We start from the raw sequence: 22,830 nt of genomic DNA on the forward strand, positions 1-22,830 counted from the left end.
CTTCCCGCATCGCTCGTGGAAGCCACCGCGCAGCGCGTCATGGCTCGGTGCGACATCCTCGCCGGGATCTCGGCATCGACCACCGCCATCGAACGCGTCCACCTGTCGAGCGAGCACGCTCGGGCCAACGAGTTGACCGCTCGGTGGATGGCAGAGGCGGGCATGATGACGCGGGTGGATGCCGCAGGCAACCTCCTCGGCAGGCTCGACACCGGGCACCCGGATGCCCCGGCCCTGATGCTCGGGTCCCACTTGGACACGGTCCCGGACGCGGGCCGCTACGACGGCATCCTCGGCGTCCTGGTCGCGATCGAGGTGGTCCGGCTGCTCGCCCGGCGAGATGAAGACGGCCGCGCGATCTCACCCTTCCCCTTCGCGCTCGAGGTCATCGCCTTCGCCGATGAGGAAGGGACGCGCTTCGGCCGCGCGCTGCTCGGCTCGTCCGCGGTCGCGGGCGACTGGAACACGGACTGGTGGGAACTCACCGATGCGGACGGCACGACGCTGCGGGACGCCTCCCTCGCCTTCGGGCTCGATCCCGAGAAGATCGGCGCCGCCGCGCGGCGCGCTGACGAATTGGTCGGGTATCTTGAGGCGCACATCGAACAGGGAACGGGGCTCGATGACGGACGCGAGGCGTTGGGCGTCGTGACCTCGATCGCGAGCGCTCGCCGCTTCGAGATCTCCGTCCACGGGGAGCGTCGCCACGCGGGCGGGACGACGTTCGAGCGGCGTCGGGACGCGCTCCTCGGCGCGAGCGAGATCGCGCTCGCAGTGGAGCGCATCTCCCGGGCACAGCACCACGTCGTCGGGACCGTGGGCCGGCTCCAGACGGTCGGCGGAGCCGTCAACATCGTTCCGGGTGAGACTCGCCTGTCCCTCGACCTGCGCGGCGAGCTCGATGCGCACCGCGACGCGGTCTGGTCGGAGATCCGTGCCGAGATCTCGGCGATCGGTGAACGCCGGGGGCTGACGTGGACCGTGGAGGACGTCCACAACGCGCCCGCGGTCCTCTGCTCGCCCGATCTGATCGGTGCGATCGAGGGCGGCATCCGCACGGCGAGCACGTCTGTGAATGCGCCTGCCGCGCTGTTCAGCAAGGCCGGACACGACGCGATGAGCCTCGGCAAGCTGACCCGGGTCGGCATGCTGTTCGTCCGCAACGCCGACGGCGTCAGTCATCACCCCGATGAATCGGTGCTGGAGGACGATGTGAGCCGATGCATCCGCGCCCTAGCCGAATCGGTGATTCTCCTGGCCGGAGATCACGCATGAACCGCCCGACGTCCGTGAAGCACCGCCTTCGAACCCGCAGGGCAGATGTGCACCTCACGCTCATGCTGGTACTCACGTTCTCGACCGGGGTGATCGATGCCGTCGGGTACCTTGCCCTGGACCGCGTGTTCACTGCGAACATGACGGGCAACGTCGTCATTCTCGGTATGGCGCTCACCGGGGCTGACGGGCTGCCGGTCGCCGGCCCGGCGCTCGCGCTCGTGGGATTCGTGGCTGGAGCGGCGATCGCAGGTCGCGCCGTCCGCGGCGAATGCGCGGGATGGTCCAGACGGTCCACCGCTGTCTTCGGCGCGACCGCCGCGGTGCTCGCGGCGGTCGCGATCGTCGCCGGGGCCATGGGCACTCCCCCGGAACCGGTCGCGCTGGCGGTGACCACGAGCCTCGGTATCGCCATGGGCATGCAGGCCGGCACCGCGCGCCACCTCGCAGTGAAGGACGTCACGACAGTGGTCGTCACGTCGACGCTCGCCGGGCTCGCCGCGGACTCCTGGCTCGGCGGGCGCGCGAGCGCCCATCCGTGGCGTCGGCGTGTCGGGGCGGTCGTCCTGATCTGCGCGGGGGCGTCCGTCGGCGCGGCGACGCTCCACGTCGGGTTCTGGTTGGGCGTGACGGTCTCCGCGGTGCTCACGATCGCGGTCACCATCGCCGGCCATCTCACGATCGGTGAGGAGGACGACCATGGGTGACTACACGGGGGTCCTGCAGGTCGGAGACGGCATTCACCATGCGGCACGGTATCTGCCGTCGACCGCGGAAGACCTCTTCTGGGGGGAGCTGCCGGCTCGCGGCGACCGCGCTCGCCTGTCGATAGACTCGGGCGACGTCGTCATGGTCGACACGGTCAGCCACGAGGGCCTGCTCGAGGATCAAGGGCGCGATCCCCTCCGCTGGTTCGGGTCTCACGACGTGGATCCGGAGCTCGTGCTCGACGAGGCGGTCGCGCTCGCGAGATCGGAGCGCACCCGCGACCCGCAGCGGCAGGGCCCCCACGTCATCACCGGTCCGATCCAGGTCGCCGACACCATGCCCGGCGACCTGCTGCGGATCACCGTCCTCGATACGACGCCTCGGGTCCCCTACGGCGTCATCTCGAACCGCCATGGTCGCGGAGCCCTTCCCGGGGAGTTCCCGCGGGGAGCGAACGCGGTGAGCGTCTTCACACCCATCGATCGAGCTAAGGACGGGTCCTGGAGCGGGCGGCTGCCGCTCGTCGACGGTGGCGAGCGCTCGGTCGCCATTCCTCTTGCACCATTCCTCGGCATCATGGGCGTCGCGGTCGATGCGGAACAGCGCCCGCACAGCGTGCCTCCCGGCGCGCACGGCGGCAACATCGATCTGAATCTCATCGTGGAGGGCTCGTCGCTCTACCTGCCGGTGCAGGTGCCGGGCGCCCTCGCCTACGTCGGCGATCCGCATTTCGCCCAGGGAGGCGGAGAGGTGGCCCTGACGGCGCTGGAGGCGTCGCTGCGGGCGACCCTCCAATTCGACGCGATTCCCGCCGAGACGGCGCTGCGCGAGTTCGGCACGCTGGCATCGCCACTCGCAGAAACCGCTGACCACCTGATCCCCACTGGGCTCGACCACACCCTCGACGTCGCAATGCAGAACTGCGTCCGGGCAGCCATCGCACTGCTGGGCTCCCGATACGGCATGGCGCCGCACCTGGCGTACGCGTACCTCAGCGCCGCCACGGACTTCGAGATCACCCAGGTCGTGGATCTGGTCACCGGGGTGCACGCCCGCATTCGCAAGTCGGACTTCCGCTCTTCTGCACGAATGCAGAGATGAGACCAGCAGTAGACGCAGCACGGTTCGACGGGCTCCCCTGAACCGGCGAGAGAGCCGCCCGGCAAGAACCGACCGTTCAGCCCTGTCGGTCGACGGCACCGGATGCCGTTGCATCCATCGCATGATCACGGCCGCCACTTCAATGGCTCGATTGCCGATGTGACGTGCCTGATCTTGGGCAGCGAGCACCATCGCAGCATGCGGACGAGCTTCGCCCTGCTTTTCAGGTTGCCGCGCACGAGGCGCCTCTTCTCAAATGCCTTGAGTTCGAGCAATGGACCGACCGACGTCTCAGATTCGAGGAGCCAGCCACCTCAGGACGGTCTCGCGCCAGCGTTCCGGGTCGGAGTTCCAGGTCATCGTGTGGTCGGCCGCGAAGGACTCGAGGCTGACCAGCGGGGGCGGTCTGCGTCGTCGACTCGTTCATACCGAGCAGGTGCACGAACCGAGCCCGCAGCAACCCGACGACGTCGGGGCGGACTCGCACCGACCGGTACGGGCGAGCGAAGATGGCGCATCGCGCCGAGTTTCTGGTCCCGTTTCTGGTCTTTCGACCCGAAACGCGACCGCATGGAAGGAGGGGCAAAGGGTGACTTTGCCGCGGAATTCCGCGCCTCTTATGGCTGGGGTACCTGGACTCGAACCAAGAACAACTGAACCAGAATCAGCCGTGTTGCCAATTACACCATACCCCAATGGCCCCGGAACGCGTTCCCGGGCCGACATGTAACTGTAGCCGATCGCCGGGGCCCGGCCAAATCGAGGGGGCCTCGCGAGCGGATGCCGCGGGCGCGCCGAACGCGCCGAACGCGGCATCCGCCGGAGGTCAGCCGAGCAGCCCCGCGAGGCGGTCGATCCGGTCGAGCGACTCGACCCGGCCGAGGATCTGCATCGACTCGAACAGGGGCGGCGACACGCGTCGTCCGGAGACGGCGACGCGGACCGGACCGAAGGCGACGCGGGGCTTCAGCCCGAGGCCGTCGACGATCGCGGAGCGCAGCGCCTCCTCGATCTCGCCGTGCGTCCAGGACTCGCCCGGCACGCGCTCGAGGACCTCGCGCGCGGCGGCGAGCACGGCCGGCGCATCGGCGGTCAGCGCCCCGACGGCGGCGTCGTCGACCTCGAGCCCCGCGGCATCCGTGAACAGGAAGCCGAGGAGGCCGGGCACCTCGCCGAGCACGGTGATGCGCTCCTGGACGAGGGGCGCGGCCTCGACGAGCAGCGCCTCCTCGCCGGGGGTGATCGGCGTCGAGACGACGTCGGCGGCCTGCAGGTACGGCACCGTGCGGGCGGTGAAGTCCGCGAGCTCGAGCAGGCGGATGTGGTCGCCGTTGATCGCGTCGGCCTTCTTCTGGTCGAAGCGTGCCGGGTTCGGGTTGACGTCCTCGACGTCGAACGCGGCGACGAGCTCGTCGCGGCTGAACACGTCGCGGTCGGCCGAGAAGCCCCAGCCGAGGAGGGCGAGGTAGTTCACGAGGCCCTCGGGGATGAACCCGCGGTCGCGGTGGTGGAAGAGGTTCGACTCGGGGTCGCGCTTGGAGAGCTTCTTGTTGCCCTCGCCCATGACGTACGGCAGGTGGCCGAAGCGCGGCACGAAGCTCGTCACGCCGATGTCGATGAGGGCGTGGTAGAGCGCGACCTGACGCGGCGTCGAGCTCAGCAGGTCCTCGCCGCGGAGCACGTGGGTGATGCCCATGAGCGCGTCGTCGACGGGGTTCACGAGCGTGTACAGCGGGGCGCCGTTCGGGCGGACGACGACGAAGTCGGTGGTGGAGCCGGCCGGGAAGTCGATGCGGCCGCGCACGAGGTCGTCGAAGCCGAGGTCGACGTCGGGCACGCGGAGACGCAGCGCCGGCTCGCGCCCCTCGGCACGGAACGCGGCGCGCTGCTCGTCGGTGAGGTCGCGGTCGAAGTTGTCGTAGCCGAGCTGCTTCGGGCGACCGGCCGCCTCGTTGCGGGCGTCGATCTCGGCGGCCGTCGAGTAGCTCTCGTAGACGTGGCCGGCGGCCTTCAGCCGCTCGATGACGTCGGCGTAGATCTCGCCGCGCTGCGACTGGCGGTAGGGCGCGTGCGGGCCGCCGACGTCGACGCCCTCGTCCCACTGCAGGCCCAGCCAGGTGAGCGCGTCGATGATCTGCGCGTAGCTCTCCTCGCTGTCGCGCGCGGCGTCGGTGTCCTCGATGCGGAACACGAACGTGCCGCCCGTGTGGCGCGCGTAGGCCCAGTTGAAGAGGGCGGTGCGCACGAGGCCGACGTGCGGGGTGCCGGTGGGCGAGGGGCAGAACCGCACGCGGACGTCGGATCCGGTGGCGGTCGTCGTGGGATGGGTCGTGTCAGGCATCGCCCTCAATGGTACGGCTCGGCGCCGCGCGAGCGGGGCCGCCGTCGCGTCCGGCGACGAGCCGCTCGAGCGCCTCGGCGGCCACCGCGACGGCGGGCACGCCGCGACCGCCCCGCGCGGTCACGAGGTGCAGCGTGCGGCGGTCGCCGTTCGCCGTCGCCCGGACCGCCACGCCGGCACGGACGCCGGCCGACTCGATCGCGAGCCCGGGCAGCACGGCGACGCCGAGCCCGCTCGCCACCAGCTCCTCGACGGCGACGAAGTTGTCGGTCTCGACGGCGATGCGCGGCGCGAAGCCGGCGGCGTCGCACAGCTCGAGCAGGTGGCCGCGGCACCGCGGGCAGCCGGCGATCCAGCGTTCGCCGGCCAGGCCGGCGACGTCGACGGCGTCACCGGCGGCGAGCGGATGCCGCGCCGGGAGCACGACGTGCATGCGGTCGCTGCCGATCGTGGTGACCTCGAGCCCGCGGGCGCTCTCGCGATGCGGATCGCTGCGGTCGCCGGGATAGCTGAACGTGAGCGCGAGGTCGGCGCGGTCCTCCCGCACCGCGGCGACGGCCTCCGGCGGCTCGGCCTCGACGAAGCTCACGCGGATGCCGGGATGCCGGGCGGCCATCTCGGCCATCAGCTCGGGCACGAGCGACGGCGAGGCGGAGGGGAACGCCATGATGCGGACGCGCCCGGAGCGGAGCCCGCGCAGCTCGGCGAGCTCGCCGCGCGCGGCCTCCAGGGCGGTCGCCACGGCACCGCCGTGGCGGGCGAGCATGCGCCCGGCCGGGGTGAGCCGGATGCCGCGGCCGGTGCGTTCGACGAGCGCGACGCCGGCGCGCGCCTCGGCGCGCCGCACCTGCTGGCTGAGCGCCGGCTGGCTGTAGCCGAGGGCGCCGGCTGCAGCGGTGATGGAGCCGTGCTCGGCGATCTCGCGGAGCACGAGCAGGCTCCCGGCGTCGAGGTCGGCGAGCCCGGTGGTCTCGGCAGGCGTGGCATCCATGTCTCGATCATAAGCCTTGCTTATGCGATAGATCGCAGACCTGTTCTCGACAGATCGGATGAGGCGGCGGACAGTGGAAGCATGATCCCCGCGACCCACGTCCTCGTCCCGACGGCCGAGCAGCTGCCCGACCCCCGCTACGCCGCGGGCCGCGGCTACCTCGCCGCGTGCACGCTCGGGATCCCCGCGCAGCCGACGGTCGACGCGGTCACCCGCGACCTCGAGCGGTGGCGGGACGGTCGCGCGTCGGCCGCGGAGTACACGGCGGTCGTCGAGCGCGCCCGCGGGCACGCGGCGACCCTGCTCGGCACGACCTCCGAACGCGTCGCGCTGGGCTCGCAGGTCTCGGTGTTCACCGCCCTCGCCGCGGCCTCGGCCCCGGCCGGCGCCGAGGTGCTGTGCGTCGACGGCGACTTCAGCTCGATCGTCGCCCCGTTCCTCGCCCGCGACGACCTGCGCGTCCGGCACGTGCCGCTCGCACGCCTCGCCGACGAGGTACGGCCCTCGACGTGGCTCGTCTCCTTCTCGCTCGTGCAGTCCGCGACGGGCGAGGTCGCGGACGCGGCATCCGTCGTCGCCGCCGCACGGGCGGCCGGGGCGCTCACCCTGGTGGACACCACGCAGGCGACCGGGTGGCTGCCCACGACCGGCCTCGACGCCGACCTCGTCGTCTGCCACGCCTACAAGTGGCTCTCGGCGCCGCGCGGCGCCGCGTTCCTGGCCGTCGGCGACCGCGCGCTCGACGAGATCACGCCGCTCACTGCGGGCTGGTACTCGGGCGACGACCCCTGGGCGTCGTGCTACGGGCCCGACCTCTACCTGGCGGAGGGCGCGCGACGCTTCGACGTCTCCCCTGCGTGGCACGCGTGGGCGGGCGCCGAGGCGGCGCTGGGGATCGCGGCGGGACGCGACACCGCCGCCGTGCAGGCGTACGACGTCGGCCTCGCGAACGACTTCCGTGCGCGACTCGACCTCGCGCCGAGCGACAGCGCGATCGTGACCTGGCCGGACGCCGAGGGATGCGACCTCGCCGCGCTCACCGCGGGCGGCCTCGTGGCATCGGGGCGGGCGGGCCGTGCGCGCCTCGCATTCCACGTCTGGAACGACGCGGAGGACGTCGAGCTCGCGGCGCGCGCGCTCGGTCGCTGAAGCGTTCGGTCCGTCGCGTCCGCGCCGCTCAGCCGCGGTCGAGCTCGTCGATCTCGCCCGCGCGGGCGAGCCGCTCGCGAGTGCCGATGGTGCCGAGCGCACTGCCCGAGCCGCCGGCCAGGCGCCGTTGCATCGAGGCGGCGATCCGCCGGGCCTGCGCCTTCGCCCGCTCGGCGGCCTCCCCCGCGAACCCGTCGTCCACGGTCGACGTCCAGAGCTCCAGCCACCGCCCGAACTCGGCCGCGCCGAGCGGCGCGCGGCGGTCCAGCGCCTCGTGCAACGCGAACGGGTTGCGCCGGTACGACCCGGCGCCGAACAGGACCGTCTCCCAGAAGTCGCACATGATCGGCAGGTGGTGCTCGAGGTCCATCCGCGCGACGTCCGTGAAGATCGGCCCGAGGAGGGGGTCGGCGAACGCGCGCCCGTAGAACGCCCGCACGAGCCGTTCGACGTCGCCGCGGTCGCGCAGGTCGTGCTGGTCCCCCACGTCCCGGACGCCTGTCGTCGCGTCGCCGGCGGACGACGGTCGCACGGTTCCCGAGCTCACCGCGTCGCGGCCGCGCGCACCGGGTTCACGAGCGAGCCGAGCCCGGAGACCGTCACGTCGACCGAGTCGCCGTCCACGATCGGCCCGACCCCGGCCGGCGTGCCCGTGAGGATCACGTCGCCGGGCAGCAGCGTGAACACGTTCGACGCGTACGCCACGATCTTCGCGACCGGGTGGACCATGTCGGCCAGCCTCCCGTGCTGATGCCGCGTGCCGTTCACGCTCGTCGACAGCTCGCCGTGCTCGAGGTCGACGTCGGTCTCGATCACCGGCCCCAGGGGGCAGAAGGTGTCGAAGCCCTTCGCCCGCGTCCACTGCCCGTCGCGGCGCTGCAGGTCGCGTGCGGTGACGTCGTTCGCGATCGTGTAGCCGAAGATCACCGAGTCGGCGTCGGCCTCGCTCACCCGGCGCGCCACTCGGCCGATGACGACGGCGAGCTCCCCCTCGAACTCCACCTGGTCGGACTCGGGCGGCAGCACGATCGCGTCGCCCGGACCGATCACGGCCGTGTTCGGCTTGAGGAAGAGCAGCGGCTCGGGCGGCGCCTCGCCGCCCATCTCCTCGGCGTGGTCGTGGTAGTTCTTGCCGACGGCCACGACCTTCGACCTCGGGATGACGGGCGCGAGCAGCTTCGCCTCGGCGAGCGGGACCCGCTCCCCCGTCGGGTCGTAGCCGGCGAACATCGGATCGGCCTTGAGGACCACGAGGTCGTGCTCCTCCTCGTCGACGATGCCGAACGAGATGGACTCACCGTGGGCGAAGCGCGCGACCTTCATGCCCACCAGCCTATTCCGCGTCGGGAACCGGTGGCCGGACGCCGTCGGGGATCAGCCGCTTGCCGAGCCCCACCGCGCCGTCGAGTTCGTAGCCGAGCCGGCGGTACCACTCGATCACGGCGGTGTTCGTCGACCGGACCTGCAGGTTGAGCTTCGGGCAGCCGCGTTCGAGCAGCAGGCGCTCGGCCTCGCGCATGAGTCCGGCACCCAGCCCGCCGCCGCGGTGCGCGGCGCCCACGGCGAGGTAGTTCACCCACCCGCGGTGGCCGTCGTAGCCGACCATCGCCGTCCCGACGACCTCGCCGGCCGCCTCGGCCACGAGGAACAGCTCCGGCTGCACCGTGAGCTTGCGCTCGATGTCGCGGTACGGGTCGTTCCACGGCACGACGAGGCCCGCCGACCGCCACAGCGCGACGACGGGCTCGGTGTCGGCGGGCTCGAACGCCCGGATGCGCGCCGCAGGCGCGACATCCGGGCCGGCGTCCGGGCTCACGCGTCCAGGCGGACCATCCAGCCGTGCCGGTCCTCGACCCGGCCGTACTGGATGCCGGTGAGCTCCTCGCGCAGCGAGAGGGCGAGCGCCTCGGCCTCGGGGCCCGAGTGCACGATCTCGAAGTCCTCGCCGAGGAGGCGCCCGATGGGCACCACGACGGCGGCCGTGCCGCACGCGAACGCGCCGACGATCTCACCGGATGCCGCGCCCTCGCGCCACTCGGCGAGGGTCACGCGGCGCTGCTCGACCTGGTGGCCGCGGTCGGCGGCGAGCCGCAGGATCGAGTCGCGCGTGATGCCCTCGAGGATCGAGTCGGACTCGGGCGTCACGAGCGTGCCGTCCTTGTGCACCAGCACGACGTTCATGCCGCCGAGCTCCTCGAGGTACTCGCCCTCGTCGAGGAAGAGCACCTGTTGGCAGCCCTTCTCGTACGCCTCGGCCTGGGGCAGCAGGCTCGACGCGTAGTTGCCGCCCGTCTTCGCCGCGCCCGTGCCGCCCTTGCCGGCGCGCGCGTACTGCGTCGAGAGCCAGATGTTCACCGGCTGCACGCCGCCCGGGAAGTACGCCGCCGCCGGACTCGCGATGAGGTAGTAGCCGACCTTCTTCGCGGGCCGCACGCCGAGGAAGGCCTCCTTGGCGAACATGAAGGGCCGCAGGTAGAGGCTCGTCTCGGGCGCGCTCGGGACCCAGTCCGCGTCCACCGCGATGAGCTGCTTCAGCGAGTCGATGAAGTACTCGACGGGCAGCTCGGGCAGCGCCATCCGTCGCGCCGACCGCTGCATGCGGGCCGCGTTCTCGTACGGACGGAAGGTGCGGATCGAGCCGTCGGCGTGCCGGTAGGCCTTCAGCCCCTCGAAGATCTCCTGCGCGTAGTGCAGCACGGCGGCGGCGGGGTCGAGCTGGAGCGGGCCGTAGGGCTGCACGCGAGGCCGGTGCCATCCGCCCTTCTCGGACCAGCACACGTCGACCATGTGGTCGGTGAAGTGGTTGCCGAAGCCGGGGTCGGCGAGGACGGCCTCGCGCGCCTCTGCGGACTTCGCCTCCTCGTTGCGGGTGACCTGCCAGGTGAGGCCGGCGGGCGACGGGGTCTGGAGGGTGAGGTTCGTCGTGGTCAAGGGATCCTCCTTCGGAACGGGTGCGGGTCAGTGGGCGCCGACGGTGGCGCCGATTCGTGCGGCGATGGCGTCGCCGATCTCCGAGGTCGTTCGTGCGACGTCGCCGCGTTCGGCGACGTCGGCGGCGACCGCGCCGCGCACCCGGTCGGCGGCGTCCGCGTGACCGAGGTGGTCCAGCAGGAGCGCGACCGAGAGGATCGCGGCGCTCGGGTCGGCGATGCCCTTCCCGGCGATGTCCGGAGCCGAACCGTGCACGGGCTCGAACATGCTCGGGAACCGCCCGTCGGGGTTGATGTTGCCCGAGGCGGCGAGTCCGATGCCGCCGCTGATCGCGCCGGCCAAGTCGGTGAGGATGTCGCCGAAGAGGTTGTCCGTGACGATGACGTCGAATCTAGCAGGATCCGTGACGAGGAAGATGGTGGCGGCGTCGACGTGGAGGTAGTCCACGGCGACGTCCGGGTACTCCGCCGCGACCTCGTCGACGAGGCGCTTCCAGAGGGAGCCGGCGAACACGAGCACGTTGGTCTTGTGCACGAGCGTCAGCTTCTTCTTGGGGCGGGCGGATGCCGCGGCGAACGCGTACCGCACGACGCGCTCGACGCCGTACGCGGTGTTCACCGAGACCTCGTTCGCGACCTCGGCGGGCGTGCCGACGCGGATGGCGCCGCCGTTGCCGACGTACGGGCCCTCGGTGCCCTCGCGGACCACGACGAAGTCGACGTCGCCGGGCTCGGCGAGCGGGCTCGCGACGCCCGGGTACAGGATGCTCGGGCGGAGGTTGACGTAATGGTCGAGCTCGAACCGGAGCTTCAGCAGCAGGCCGCGCTCGATGTTCGCGCCCGCGAGGCGCGGGTCGCCGGGCACGCCGCCGACGGCGCCGAGGAGGATGGCGTCGTGGCCCTTGATGGCCTCGAGGTCGTCGTCGGTCAGGGTGTCGCCGGTCTCGAGGTACCGCGCGGCGCCGAGCGAGAACGGCGTCCGTTCGAACCGCACGTCGGTTCCGGACGTCGCGGCGTCGAGCGCCTTGAGCGCCTCACCCACCACTTCCGGGCCGATGCCGTCGCCCGGGATGACCGCGAGCCTGACCGTCGTTACCATGAACACTCCTTCGTACGCCAGCCCTCCCAGCGTACTGTCCGCCGTGAGCGGCGATCACTACACTCGGGCGCACCGGGGCGGCACCCCGCCTCGGGCCTCCGCGGCCTCCGCGCCGCCCGAGTGAAAGCAGGCACACACACATGAGTCTCGGCCTCGGAATCGTCCTGTTCGCCATCGGCGCCGTCCTCACGTTCGCGTTGAACCTGTCGGTGGACTGGATCAACCTGCAGATGGTCGGCATCATCCTGATGATCGCCGGCGCGATCGTGATCATCCTCGGCATCGTGCTGCTCGCGCGCCGCCGGAGCTCGGTCTCCACGTCGCGCACGACGGTCGACCCGGCGACGGGTGATCGCGTCACGCGCAACGAGACCTCGCGTCCCGACGACACCACGACGGTCTGATCCGACCGTCCCCCGAAGGGCGCCGCCTCACTCCGAGGTGGCGCCCTTCGCGTCGTCCAGGGTGAACGCGGCGACGACGCCGGCCGCGAGCATGAGCGCGACGCCGATGATCGAGGTCACCACGACGCCGCCGTCGAAGGCGTGCGCGGCCGACGCGAGCAGCTCCGCGCCGAGGTCGGCGGGCAGGACCTCGGCGACGGCGGCGGCGCCCGCGAGCGTCTCGCGCGCGGCATCCGCCTGCGCCGCGGTGAGCGCGGAGGGCACCTCGAGCGTCGCCCGGTACCAGGCCGCGAGGATGCTGCCGAGCAGGGCCGTGCCGAGCACCGCGCCGAGCTCGTAGGCCGTCTCGGAGACGGCCGACGCGGCGCCGGCCTTCGCCGGCGGGGCCGCCGACAGGATCAGCTCGTTCGACACCGTCTCGGCCATGCCGATGCCCAGCCCGAGCAGCACGAACGCGACGATGACGCCCGCGATGCCCTCCTGACCCGCGGTGAGCGCGACCATCAGGTACCCGCCGGCCGAGACCGACACCGCCGCCGGCACGAGCACCCGCGGCCGGATGCGCCGTGCGAGCGGGACGACCGCCAGGCCGGCCGCGATCATCGTGACGAGCCCGGGCGCGAGTGCGAGGCCCGCCTGGACCGGCGACAGGCCGGCGACGAGCTGCAGGTGCTGCGAGACGAAGAAGAGGAAGCCGACGAGGGCGATGACGCTGAGCAGGTTGACGAGCACGCCGCCGCCGAACGCGCCGACGCGGAAGAGCCGCATGTCGAGCATGGGCACCGGCGAGCGGAGCTGGCGGCGGACGAACCAGGCACCGGCCGCGAACCCGCCGAGCACGGCCGCGACGGCGAGGGCGTCGAGGCCCTCGGTCGCGAGGTGCTTGATGCCGTAGACGACCGAGCCCATCGCGGCGAACGAGAGCAGGATGCTGAGCACGTCGATGCGGCCGGGCGCCGGGTCCCGGCTCTCGGGGATGAGCAGCGGGAGCAGCACGACGAGCGGCACGAGGACGGGCACGGCGAGGAGGAACACGGATCCCCACGCGAAGTGCTCGAGCAGCAGTCCGCCGACGATGGGGCCGAGCGCGGCGCCCGCGGCGAAGCCGGACGCCCAGATGGCGATGGCGAGCCGGCGCTCCTCGCGGTCGGTGAAGACCGAGCGCAGCAGCGACAGCGTCGACGGCATGAGCATCGCGCCGAAGAAGCCGAGTGCGGCCCGGGCGGCGATGAGCAGTTCCGCGGTCGGCGCGAAGGCCGCCGCGATCGACATGACGGCGAACCCGACCGAGCCGATGAGCAGCATCCGACGGCGCCCCCACCGGTCGCCGGCGCTGCCCATCGAGACGAGCAGGGCGGCGAGCACCAGCGGGTAGGCGTCGATGATCCAGAGCTGCTGGGCCGCGGTCGGTCCGAGGTCGCGCGCGATCGCGGGCAGCGCGAAGCTCAGCACCGTGTTGTCCACCGCGACGAGGAGCACGGGCAGCATGAGCACCGCGAGCGCGATCCAGCGCCGGCCGCGCCCGGCGCGCCGGCCCGGGTCGGGTCGGTTGGCGGCGGATGCCGCGGGCGCGCCCCGCTCGGGCAGGGCGACGGTGGGCGTGGGCGTGGTCTGGTCGAACATTCTGGATTCCTATAACTGTACCGGCTGGACGGTAGAGTATCAGATGCCGCCGATTCCCTCCCCTCGCTACGATCGGAGCCATGAGCCGACCGCCCGCCGCCCGCGACGCCGTCCTCGACGCCTTCGAGCGACTGCTCATCGACGGCGGCGTCCGCGCGGCGACGCTCGACGCGACCGCGCGCGCCGCCGGGGTCTCGAAGGGCGGACTGCTCTACCACTTCGCGAGCCGGGACGCGCTCGTCGACGGCGTGCTCGAGCGCTTCTCGGCACTCGTCGACGCCGACATCGAACGCCTGGAACGCGCGCCCGAGGGAGCGGTCGCCTACTACGTGCGCACGAGCGTGTCGCAGGACTCGCCGCTCGAGCGGGCGGGCGTCGCCGCGGCACGGCTCGCGCAGGCCGGCAGCGCGCCCGCCGTGCGGGTGATCCGAGACGTGCGCGATCGCTGGCTGCGCACGATCCGACGGCACGTCCCCGACCCGACCACGGCGCTCGCCATCACCCTCATCGGCGACGGCCTCTACTACGACTCCGCGCTGCACGGCGTCGACCCCGAGATCGGCGTCGACGCGCCGCACGGCGCCGACATGGACGCGCTGGTCGCCCTGCTCGAACGACTCGCGGACGAGCCGCCGGCGCCGGCCGGCTGATCCCGCTCCCGGCATCGACGCGAGGTCGAGCCCCGGATCACGCCCGGAACCGCCGCGGGGCGGCGGGCGATCGCGCGCCCGCCGCCCCGCGGCATCCGTCTCGGGTCAGGACTCCGTGATGTCGACCTCGACCATGACCTCGGCGTCCGTCGCCGCGCGCACCCGCTCCAGCACCTCGCCGGGCACGGGCGAGTCGACCGTGAGCACGCTGAGCGCCTGGCCGCCGGCCTCCCGTCGCGCGATCTGCATGCCGGCGATGTTGATGCCCGCCTCGCCGAACTCGCTGCCGTAGACCGCGACGATGCCGGGCCGATCGGTGTAGAGCATCACGATGTGGTGGTCCGCGATCGGCACCTCGACGTCGTAGCCGTTGATGCCGACGAGCTTCTCGATCTGCTTGGTGCCCGTGAGCGTGCCCGAGACCGACACCTGCGTGCCGTCGGCGAGCGCGCCGCGCAGCGTGATGACGTTGCGGTACTCGGGGCTCTCGGCGTCCGCGATGAGGCGCACCGCGACACCGCGTTGCTCGGCGAGCAGTGGCGCGTTGACGTAGGAGACGGTCTCGCTCACGACGTTCGTGAAGACGCCCTTCAGCGCGGCGAGCTTCAGCACGCTCACGTCGTAGTCGACGAGCTCGCCGTGCACCTCGACGTCGAGGCTCTCGAGCGGGCCCTGTGCGAGGCCGGCGAAGAGCTGGCCGAGCTTCTCGACGAGCGGGATCCCGGGGCGCACGTACGGGTCGATGACACCGCCGGCGACGTTCACCGCGTCGGGCACGAGCTCGCCCGCGAGCGCCAGGCGCACCGACTTCGCGACCGAGATGCCGGCCTTCTCCTGCGCCTCGTCGGTCGACGCGCCGAGGTGGGGCGTGACGACGACGTTCGGCAGTGCGAGCAGCGGCGACTCCCTCGGCGGCTCCTGCACGAACACGTCGAGGCCGGCGCCCGCGATGGTCTTCGCGACGAGCGCGTCGTGCAGCGCGTCCTCGTCGATGAGGCCGCCACGCGCGACGTTCACGACGAACGCGGTCGGCTTCATCTTCGCCAGCTGCTCGGCGCCGATCATGCCCGTCGTCTCCGGCGTCTTCGGCATGTGGATGGTGATGAAGTCGCTCCGCTCGAGCAGTTCGTCGAGCGTCACGGTCTGGACGCCGAGCTGCTGGGCGCGGGCGGCCGTGATGTACGGGTCGTAGGCGACGACCTCGACGCCGAAGGCCTGCAGGCGCGCGGCGATGAGCGCGCCGATGCGGCCGAGGCCGATGATGCCGACGGTCTTCTCGTAGAGCTCGACGCCCGTGTACGCGGACCGCTTCCACTCCCCGTCGGCCAGCGCGGCGTGCGCGGCGGGGATGTGGCGGGCGAGGCTGAGGATGTGCCCGACGGTGAGCTCCGCGGCCGAGATGATGTTCGAGGTCGGCGCGTTCACGACCATCACGCCGGCGGTCGTCGCGGCCTTGATGTCGACGTTGTCGAGGCCGACGCCCGCGCGTGCGATGACCTTCAGCTTCGGTGCGGCCGCGATCGCCTCGCCGTCGACCTTCGTGGCGGAGCGGACGAGGATGGCGTTCGCGTCGGCGAGTGCCGAGAGCAGCGCCGGCCGGTCCGTGCCGTCGACCTTCCGGATCTCGAAGTCGGGCCCCAGGGCGTCGACGGTGGCGGGCGAGAGTTCTTCGGCGATCAGCACGACCGGCTTGGTCACGGACGGATCCTCACTGCGATTGGAGATGCGGTGCGACCGCACCGCGGAACGTCGCGCCGGCGTCGTCGGGGCGCGGATGACGCGGCCAGCCTACTTCAGCCCCGAGGCGCCTCCCGAATCGTGTGACGCGCCGTCACGACCCGTCGGGTTCGCCGGGTGGGTATGCGCGCCCGCTCGCGCGGTATGCGTCCGGCATGCGGTCGGGGCGGGCACCGTTGACAACCTGAGGCATGCTCGAAACGATGACGACGTGGGCATCGACGTGATCGGCCCCATCGGATCGGACGGGCCGCCTCTCAGGCCACGCGAACGTCTCGTCCTCGCGGCGCTCGTGGTCCGGCTGGGCGAGTCCGTGCAGGTCGAGGAACTCGCGGAGGCGATCTGGCCGGACGGCGAACGGCCGTCCACCTGGGTGAAGCAGGTGCAGGCCGACATCGGGCACGTGCGCCGATCGATCGGCCCGTCCCACGTCCGCACGACCGGAGCCGGGTACACGCTCGACATCGACCCCGACGAGATCGACGCCGTGCGCTTCGAACGGCTCGTCGACGCGGCGCGGACCCACCGCGAGTCCGGCGACGCCGCGCGCGCGGTCGAGGGGTATCGCCGCGCGCTCGCCCTCTGGCACGGCACCCCCTTCGAGGACGTCGAGGACTGGCCGGACGGGCGGGCCGCGACCGAGCGACTCGAGCGCATCCGGCAGGAGGCCGAGGAGGACCTGGCCCGCGCGAGGCTCGAGGCCGGCGAGACCGCGAGCGTCATCCCCGACCTGGAGCGACTCGTCGCCCGCGAGCCGCTTCGGGAACCGCCGCGCGCGCTCCTCGCCACCGCGCTCTACCGGGCCGGCCGCCAGGCGGACGCGCTCGCGCTCCTGCGCGCAACGCGCGGCGCGCTGCGGGAGGAGCTGGGGATCGAACCCGGCCGCGAGCTCGACGAGCTCGAGCAGGCGGTGCTGCGCCACGAGGAGGCGCTCGACGCGACCGACGGCCCGTCGGCGATGCGGACCGACTGCCCGTACCGCGGACTGCGCGCCTACGACGCCGAGGACGCGGAGGACTTCCACGGACGGGAGGACGAGATCGCCGCGATCGTCGAACGGCTCGAGGCCGACGCGGTGGTCACCGTCACCGGTCCGTCCGGGTCGGGCAAGTCGTCGATCGTGCGCGCCGGGGTGGTGCCGGCGCTGCGCCGGCGCGGACGAACGGTCGCCGTGCTCACGGCCGGCCCCGGGTTCGAGCGCGAGCTGCGCGCGGCCGTCGAGGCGCGACGCCCGCACGTGATCATCGTCGACCAGCTCGAGGAGCTCGGCGGCGGGCCGACCTCGCCCGTGCCCGACGCGATCGGCGACCTGCTGGCGCGACAGTCGCTCCGTGCGGAGGTCGTCGTCACGGTGCGCTCCGACTACCTGGACGTCGTCGCCGCCGATGCACGACTCGGTCCCCTGCTCACCCGGTCCGTGCTGGTCGTCACCCCGCTCGGCCCGGCGGCGCTCCGGCGCGCGATCGAGCAGCCGGCGATCCGATCCGGCCTCCGGCTCGAACCCGGCCTCGTCGAACTCGTCCTGCGCGACGCCGAGGACGCGCCCGGTGTGCTGCCGCACCTCTCCTATGCGCTGACGGAGACGTGGCGTCGCCGCGAGGGGCGCACGCTCACCCTCGCCGGGTACCTCGACGCCGGCGGCATCCCGGGCGCCATCGCGAAGTCGGCGGAGCGCGCCTACGACGGCCTGGATGACGCGGAGCGGCGCATCTGCCACGCGATGATGCTGCGGCTGCTCGCGCCCAGTCACGACGGCACGCCGGTCCGCCGACGGATCGACCTGCACGCGCTGCGCGAGGACGCCGGGTGGTCGCGCGTCGTCGACGCACTCGCCGAATCCCGCCTGGTGAGCGTGGAGGGCGACACCGTCGTCGTCGCCCACGAGTCGCTGGCGCGCGCCTGGCCGCGGCTGGCGGGTTGGCTCGCCGAGGGCCGCGACGACCTGCGGGTCATGGCCGTCGTCAGCGCCGGCGCCGACGAGTGGGACGCCGCCGGGCGCAGCGACGAGGACCTGCTGCACGGGGCTCGACTCGAGGCGGCGGCGGAGTGGTGCGAGCGGACGGATCCGGACCTCACCGCGAGGGAGCGCGCCTTCCTGGACCGCTCGACCGTGCGGGCGCGCGACGAGCGCGCCGCCCTGGTCGCGGAGGCACGGCGGCGGGCCCGTCAGAATCGCCGGCTGCGGCTCGCCGTTGCCGCCATCGCCGTGCTGCTCGTCGGGGCGCTCGGCGGCGCCGGGCTCGCGGCGACGAACGCGCGGCAGGCCGAGACGAACGCCGCCAAGGCGGAGGAGGCCCTCGACGACGCCCGCGTCGAGGCGATCGCGAGCACGGCGCGTGCGCTCCGGTCATCCGATCGCGATCTCGCCGCACTGCTCGCCGCGGTCGCCTATCGACGCTGGCCCGACGACCCGCGCACCCAGTCCGCGATGCTCGCGACGCTCGCCGCTCCCGAGGGCCTCGTCCAGTCCACGTCCCTCCCCTCGTCCGGCACGTGGATGGGCGCGGCCGCAGTCCCGGGCTCGGACCTGGTCGTCGTCGCCGGACTCGCGCGGGACCTGGAGGTGCGCAGCCTCGCGACCGGCGCGCACATCGCCTGGAGCCCGGCCGCCGTGGACGCGCTGCCCGACGTCATCCGGCAGCCGATCGTTCGCGTCAGCGCCGACGGGCGGGTGGCGGCGGTCTCGACGCTGAGCGACGTGACCGACGACGCCGTCGCGGCCGAGGCGGGGTGGTCCGAACCGGGCATCGGTTCGGGCCTCGACGTCGTGGATCTGGAGAACGGCGAGGTGCTCACCGAGCACGTCGACCTCCGCGACCGGATCGAGGACCTCGCGGTCGCTCCCGACGGCACGCGACTCGCATACGTCGACCGCGGGCGAGGCGACGTGGTGGTGCGCGACGCGGCCGGCGGCGAGGTGCTGCGCCTCCGCGGCGAGGTCGGGCAGGACACGAGCGGCCCCGAGCACACGGGCACCGTCGGATTCGTCGACCGGTCGACCCTCGTCGTCGCCGCGGAGGACGGTCGGGTGGCGTGGATCGACACGGGATCCGAAGCCGTGCTCCGCAGGACGGCGCTCACCGCCGCCTCCGGCGGGCTCCGCATCGCCGCCCTCGGCGACGGCGAGGTGCTCGTGTCCGGCGTCCACGGGACGGCGGCGCTCGGCATCGACGGCGCGATCCTCTGGGAGCGACCCGCGACCGGCGCCGCCTGCGACCCCGTGGCGGCCGCACCGTCGCGCGGGGCCTTCTTCTGCGGGAGTCCGTCCGGCGCGATCGCGGAGTTCGACCTGGCGGACGGCACGCCGACCGGTCGCCTCCTCGATACGCAGGTCGGCGCCGTCCGGGAGCTCTGGTGGTCGGAGGCGGATCGCGAGGTCAGATACCTGACCGTCGGCGAGCCGCGCATCGGGCGCTGGCACGTCGACGGCGTCGGCGGGGCGGCCGAGCTGATCGCCGACGGATACGAGCTCGTGGCGGGGTTCGCACCGGGTGGCGAGCACCTCATCGTCGCGCGTCGCGCCGGAGACGGCGAACGCCTCTCCGACTTCGCCGTGTGGGACCCCCTGGCGGATGCCGCGGTGCGCGACCTGCCGGAGGACGTCGCGGACGCCGATTGGGCGGGCGACGGCATGGTGCGCGTGCGGTCGACCGACGGTCGATGGCGGCTGCTGTCGGTCGATGACGGCGGCGAGCATCCGATCGCCGCGTCGGACACGGTGTTCTTCGCACCGGTCCATGGCGAGGTGCAGTACCAGCTCGACTCGCCCACGCGAACCGTCTGGGCGCGCGACCTCGAGACCTGGGAGCGGATCGGCCTCGGGCTGACCGTCGACGGCATGCCGACCCGCGTCGCCGAGGCGCCCGACGGCGGCACGGTCCTCGTGTCGTCGACCATCACGTCGGCGCCGGGCTCCGGGACGGACGGGGCCGTCCGCACCTTCGACGTGCTCTCGCTGGTGGACCCGGCGACCGGGACGGTCCTCGAGCATCGTGTCGGGTTCGGCCCGGCGGCGGTCGTCTCCGGTCCCGACGAGGTGATCGCGGCGGGCTCCGGCAGCCTCACCCGGCTCGACTTCGGCCTCGAGGCGGTCGGGACGCTGCCGGCTCCGTCCGGTCGCCCCGACACGATGACGCTGAGCGACGATGGCACGTTGCTGCTGGTGACGACGGAGGGGCACGGCGGCACGCTGTACGACCTCGGCAGCGGCACGGTCATGGGCGACCACCTGCAGGCGGGCGGGTCGGGCCGCACGCCGTTCAGCCTGCACCACTCGGGCGAGTGGCTCATCGCGGACGCCGAGGGCGGCATCGCACGGTGGACGCTGGATCCCGCGGACTGGTTCTCGGCCGTGTGCACCGTCCCCGGCCGCGTCCTCCAGCCGGCGGAATGGGAGACCCATCTGGGCTACCTCGGCAAGTACATCCCGCCGTGCATCGGTTGGACCGTCCCGTGGGAGCGCGAACCGCAGTGAACCGGCCGGCCGGCGCTCGAGCGCGGGCCGTGGGCGCTCAGGCGAGCAGGGCGCCGGGTCCGAACATGAGCAGGATGTCGAGGTAGAGCGCCGCCGAGACGGCGAGTCCCGCGAGGTACAGGGCCGCCTGCACGACCGCGCCGCGACGCCGCCCGATGAGGAACGCGATCGCGAAGATCGCCACCGGCAGGAGGATCGCCCCGATGAGCACGATCCATCCGGTCGTGCTCAGCATCGTGCCGAGCGCCGCCGCAACGCCGGCCATGCCGACGAGGTTGCCCACCGCCTCCCAGGCGTCGTACGCGAAGAACAGTCCGAACACGATCGCGAGGGTCAGCTCGAGCCAGAACGGCGTGCGACGCGCGTGCGTCGGTTCCACGGCCGCCTCGTCCCCGCTCACGCGCTCACCCCCGCCACGAACGCGACCGGGAGCAGCACGACGGCCCCGATCGCCAGCCAGGTGAAGCGGAGCCGCACGCGACCGCGGGTGAGTGCGAACGTGACGCCGAACCAGAGCGCGGGCGCGAGCACCGCGAGCCAGAGTCCCAGCGCGAACATGAACTGCCCCACCGGGTCGGCCGCGGGGTTCTGCACGCGGAGCACCGTGAGGACCCAGCCCAGCGTGTAGAGGAGGTAGGCGCCGCCGAGCACGCCGAGCAGCACGAGCTCGGTCGATCCGAGCTGCGGTCCGTTCTCCGCGACGGCGTCGTCGTCGCCGGCGGATGCCGCGGCATCCGCCTCACCGGACCCGTCACCGGCGCCGGTCGCGCTCGTCGGCGGTCCGACCGCCTTCCACCCGGGCGCGAGCGTCGCGTCCTCATCGCCCTCCCACCGGAGGGCGTCCTCGTCATCGCCGTCGCGATCGCGTGCCATTCCCCCAGACTAGGGGCGACGGGGACGTCGACCGCGAATGCGCGGCCGCACGCCCTTGACGCCCGTCGGCATGCGGTGCTGCGATGGATCGATGCCAGCGGTCGTCGAAGTGGACGCGGACTACCTCATCGTGGGTGCCGGGGCCATCGGCATGGCCTTCGCCGACACCCTCGTGCGGAACTCCGAGGCGACGGTCGCGATCGTCGACCGTCGCTACGCGCCGGGCGGTCACTGGCGTGACGCGTACCCGTTCGTCAGGCTCCACCAGGCGTCCGCCCTCTACGGCGTCGCATCCCTGCGCCTCGGCGGCGGCCTCCGCCAGCGCGAAGGTCCCGAGGCGGGGCTGCAGGAACGTGCGACCGCGCCGGAGATCTGCGCGTACTACTCGGAAGTGCTCGAGCGACTGCTCGGCACGGGCCGGGTCTCGTTCCACCCGGTGTGCGAGTACGTCGGCGACCGGACGTTCCGCTCCCGCGTGAGCGGCACCGAGTTCACGGCGTCGCGGGCCCGGCTCGTCCACGCCACGTACCTCTCCGGGAACATCCCGGCGACCACGCCGCCCCCGTTCGCGGTGGCGGACGGTGCCACCGTCATCCCTCCGAACGAGCTGGTGCACCTCGCCGAGGCACCCGAGCAGTACGTCATCGTGGGCGCCGGCAAGACGGCGTCGGACGCGGTCGTCTGGCTGCAGCAGAACGGGGTCGACCCCGGCGCGATCTGCTGGGTCCGCTCGCGGGACCCGTGGATGATCGACCGAGCGGTCGTGCAGCCGGACCCGGCGGTCTTCACCGGCATGGCGGCGGACACCATGGAGGCGGCCGGCGTCGCGACGTCGGCCGACGACCTGTTCCTCCGGCTCGAGGATCGGGGCATCATGATGCGGATCGACCCGAAGGTCACGCCGAGGGTGGCGAAGACCCCCACCCTGGGCCGGTGGGAGCTCGACCTCGTCCGCCGCGTGACCGACGTCGTCCGGCGCGGGCACGTCCGTGCCGTCTCGCCGGGGCGTCTCCGGTTCGCGGACGGCGACGTGCGCGTCTCGCCGAAGGCGGTGATCGTCCACTGCGCCGCGGCAGGACTGCCGTCGCCGCCCCTCGTGCCGATCTGGCAGCGGGACGCGATCCGGCCGCAGCCGGTGCGCGTCGGATTCCCGTGCTTCGGCGCGGCGATCGCAGGCTACGTCGAGGCGACGCGGGCCGATGACGACGAGAAGAACGACGCGTGTCGCTCGTCGCCCTACTCGAGCACCCCGGCGGACTGGCTGACGATGCAGGTCATCGGCGGCGATGCCGCGCGGGCGCTCTCACGGCACCCGGACCTCAAGGCGTTCGCGAACACGACGACCCTGAACCCGGGCGGCATCCCCCCGGGCCTGGCCGACGACCCTGCCGTCGCCGCGGCCGTCGCGCGGTTGAAGGCGGCCGTCGGCCCGGGGCGCGCGCGCATGGTGGAGCTCACGGCCGGAGCCTGACCGG

19 protein-coding genes and 1 tRNA gene are annotated in these 22,830 nt (G+C 72.8%); 8 read left to right on the top strand and 12 right to left on the bottom strand.

What is annotated here, in order from left to right; genetic code table 11:
* Positions 1-15 precede the first annotated feature (15 nt).
* The 3 genes from ABD230_RS03940 to ABD230_RS03950 are packed head-to-tail and all read left to right on the top strand — an operon-like array spanning position 16 to position 3,084.
* Positions 16-1,275 carry a Zn-dependent hydrolase gene (locus ABD230_RS03940; RefSeq protein WP_344369602.1) on the top strand — a complete coding sequence of 420 codons (1,260 nt, stop codon included), beginning with the start codon at positions 16-18 and terminating at the stop codon, positions 1,273-1,275.
* Positions 1,221-1,982 carry a YoaK family protein gene (locus ABD230_RS03945; RefSeq protein WP_344369603.1) on the top strand — a complete coding sequence of 254 codons (762 nt, stop codon included), beginning with the start codon at positions 1,221-1,223 and terminating at the stop codon, positions 1,980-1,982. Before ABD230_RS03940 ends, ABD230_RS03945 begins: the two co-directional genes overlap by 55 nt.
* A complete protein-coding gene (locus ABD230_RS03950; protein ID WP_344369604.1) occupies positions 1,975-3,084 on the top strand; it encodes an acetamidase/formamidase family protein in 1,110 nt (369 codons plus the stop codon). Before ABD230_RS03945 ends, ABD230_RS03950 begins: the two co-directional genes overlap by 8 nt.
* A gap of 620 nt (positions 3,085-3,704) precedes the next feature.
* Here ABD230_RS03950 and ABD230_RS03955 read toward each other — a convergent pair.
* The 3 genes from ABD230_RS03955 to ABD230_RS03965 form a co-directional block, all read right to left on the bottom strand.
* Positions 3,705-3,779 (bottom strand) — tRNA-Gln (locus ABD230_RS03955).
* 131 nt (positions 3,780-3,910) lie between these two features.
* Positions 3,911-5,425, bottom strand: coding sequence for a glutamate--tRNA ligase (gene gltX, locus ABD230_RS03960; protein WP_344369605.1), 1,515 nt, complete (start codon positions 5,423-5,425; stop codon positions 3,911-3,913).
* Positions 5,418-6,416, bottom strand: a complete 999-nt coding sequence (locus ABD230_RS03965) for a LysR family transcriptional regulator (protein WP_344369608.1) — start codon at positions 6,414-6,416, stop codon at positions 5,418-5,420. Before ABD230_RS03965 ends, gltX begins: the two co-directional genes overlap by 8 nt.
* 81 nt (positions 6,417-6,497) lie before the next feature.
* Here ABD230_RS03965 and ABD230_RS03970 point away from each other — a divergent pair, with 81 nt between their 5' ends.
* On the top strand, positions 6,498-7,565 hold the full coding sequence (locus ABD230_RS03970) for an aminotransferase class V-fold PLP-dependent enzyme (protein ID WP_344369610.1): 1,068 nt from the start codon (positions 6,498-6,500) through the stop codon (positions 7,563-7,565).
* Positions 7,566-7,593: 28 nt separating this feature from the next.
* On the opposite strand, the gene ABD230_RS03975 is transcribed toward ABD230_RS03970, so the two are convergent.
* Genes ABD230_RS03975 through ABD230_RS03995 form a run of 5 tightly spaced genes read right to left on the bottom strand, consistent with a single transcriptional unit; the run spans position 7,594 to position 11,594 of the window.
* Positions 7,594-8,052, bottom strand: coding sequence for a group III truncated hemoglobin (locus ABD230_RS03975; RefSeq protein WP_344369612.1), 459 nt, complete (start codon positions 8,050-8,052; stop codon positions 7,594-7,596).
* A gap of 56 nt (positions 8,053-8,108) precedes the next feature.
* Complete coding sequence (locus ABD230_RS03980; RefSeq protein WP_344369614.1) at positions 8,109-8,888, bottom strand: fumarylacetoacetate hydrolase family protein; 780 nt, start codon at positions 8,886-8,888, stop codon at positions 8,109-8,111.
* A gap of 10 nt (positions 8,889-8,898) precedes the next feature.
* Complete coding sequence (locus ABD230_RS03985) at positions 8,899-9,381, bottom strand: GNAT family acetyltransferase (protein ID WP_344369616.1); 483 nt, start codon at positions 9,379-9,381, stop codon at positions 8,899-8,901.
* Positions 9,378-10,496: a branched-chain amino acid aminotransferase gene (locus ABD230_RS03990; RefSeq protein WP_344369617.1), complete on the bottom strand. Its 1,119-nt coding sequence runs from the start codon at positions 10,494-10,496 to the stop codon at positions 9,378-9,380. Before ABD230_RS03990 ends, ABD230_RS03985 begins: the two co-directional genes overlap by 4 nt.
* 27 nt (positions 10,497-10,523) lie before the next feature.
* Positions 10,524-11,594, bottom strand: a complete 1,071-nt coding sequence (locus tag ABD230_RS03995; RefSeq protein WP_344369618.1) for a 3-isopropylmalate dehydrogenase — start codon at positions 11,592-11,594, stop codon at positions 10,524-10,526.
* Positions 11,595-11,734: 140 nt separating this feature from the next.
* Here ABD230_RS03995 and ABD230_RS04000 point away from each other — a divergent pair, with 140 nt between their 5' ends.
* Positions 11,735-11,998, top strand: a complete 264-nt coding sequence (locus ABD230_RS04000; RefSeq protein WP_344369619.1) for a DUF6458 family protein — start codon at positions 11,735-11,737, stop codon at positions 11,996-11,998.
* 27 nt (positions 11,999-12,025) lie between these two features.
* Here ABD230_RS04000 and ABD230_RS04005 read toward each other — a convergent pair whose 3' ends face one another.
* Positions 12,026-13,621 carry an MFS transporter gene (locus tag ABD230_RS04005; protein WP_344369621.1) on the bottom strand — a complete coding sequence of 532 codons (1,596 nt, stop codon included), beginning with the start codon at positions 13,619-13,621 and terminating at the stop codon, positions 12,026-12,028.
* An 80-nt stretch (positions 13,622-13,701) separates the two neighbouring features.
* Here ABD230_RS04005 and ABD230_RS04010 point away from each other — a divergent pair, with 80 nt between their 5' ends.
* Entirely contained in the window at positions 13,702-14,271 is a 570-nt protein-coding gene (locus tag ABD230_RS04010; RefSeq protein ID WP_344369622.1) for a TetR/AcrR family transcriptional regulator, read from the top strand.
* Positions 14,272-14,376: 105 nt separating this feature from the next.
* On the opposite strand, the gene serA is transcribed toward ABD230_RS04010, so the two are convergent.
* On the bottom strand, positions 14,377-15,969 hold the full coding sequence (gene serA, locus ABD230_RS04015; RefSeq protein ID WP_344369624.1) for a phosphoglycerate dehydrogenase: 1,593 nt from the start codon (positions 15,967-15,969) through the stop codon (positions 14,377-14,379).
* Positions 15,970-16,219: 250 nt separating this feature from the next.
* Here serA and ABD230_RS04020 point away from each other — a divergent pair, with 250 nt between their 5' ends.
* A complete protein-coding gene (locus tag ABD230_RS04020; protein WP_344369627.1) occupies positions 16,220-20,482 on the top strand; it encodes an nSTAND1 domain-containing NTPase in 4,263 nt (1,420 codons plus the stop codon).
* A gap of 37 nt (positions 20,483-20,519) precedes the next feature.
* Here the strand turns inward: ABD230_RS04020 and ABD230_RS04025 are convergent, their stop codons facing one another.
* Together ABD230_RS04025 and ABD230_RS04030 are read right to left on the bottom strand one after the other, a co-directional pair.
* Positions 20,520-20,861 carry a bacitracin resistance protein gene (locus tag ABD230_RS04025; protein WP_344369628.1) on the bottom strand — a complete coding sequence of 114 codons (342 nt, stop codon included), beginning with the start codon at positions 20,859-20,861 and terminating at the stop codon, positions 20,520-20,522.
* 17 nt (positions 20,862-20,878) lie between these two features.
* Positions 20,879-21,355: a DNA polymerase III subunit gamma/tau gene (locus ABD230_RS04030; protein ID WP_344369629.1), complete on the bottom strand. Its 477-nt coding sequence runs from the start codon at positions 21,353-21,355 to the stop codon at positions 20,879-20,881.
* Between the two features lie 91 nt (positions 21,356-21,446).
* Between ABD230_RS04030 and ABD230_RS04035 the strand changes: the two genes are divergently transcribed.
* Entirely contained in the window at positions 21,447-22,826 is a 1,380-nt protein-coding gene (locus ABD230_RS04035) for an NAD(P)-binding protein (RefSeq protein ID WP_344369630.1), read from the top strand.
* Positions 22,827-22,830 lie beyond the last annotated feature (4 nt).

This window comes from Agromyces tropicus, assembly GCF_039531345.1.
GTDB classification, from domain to species: Bacteria; Actinomycetota; Actinomycetes; order Actinomycetales; family Microbacteriaceae; genus Agromyces; species Agromyces tropicus.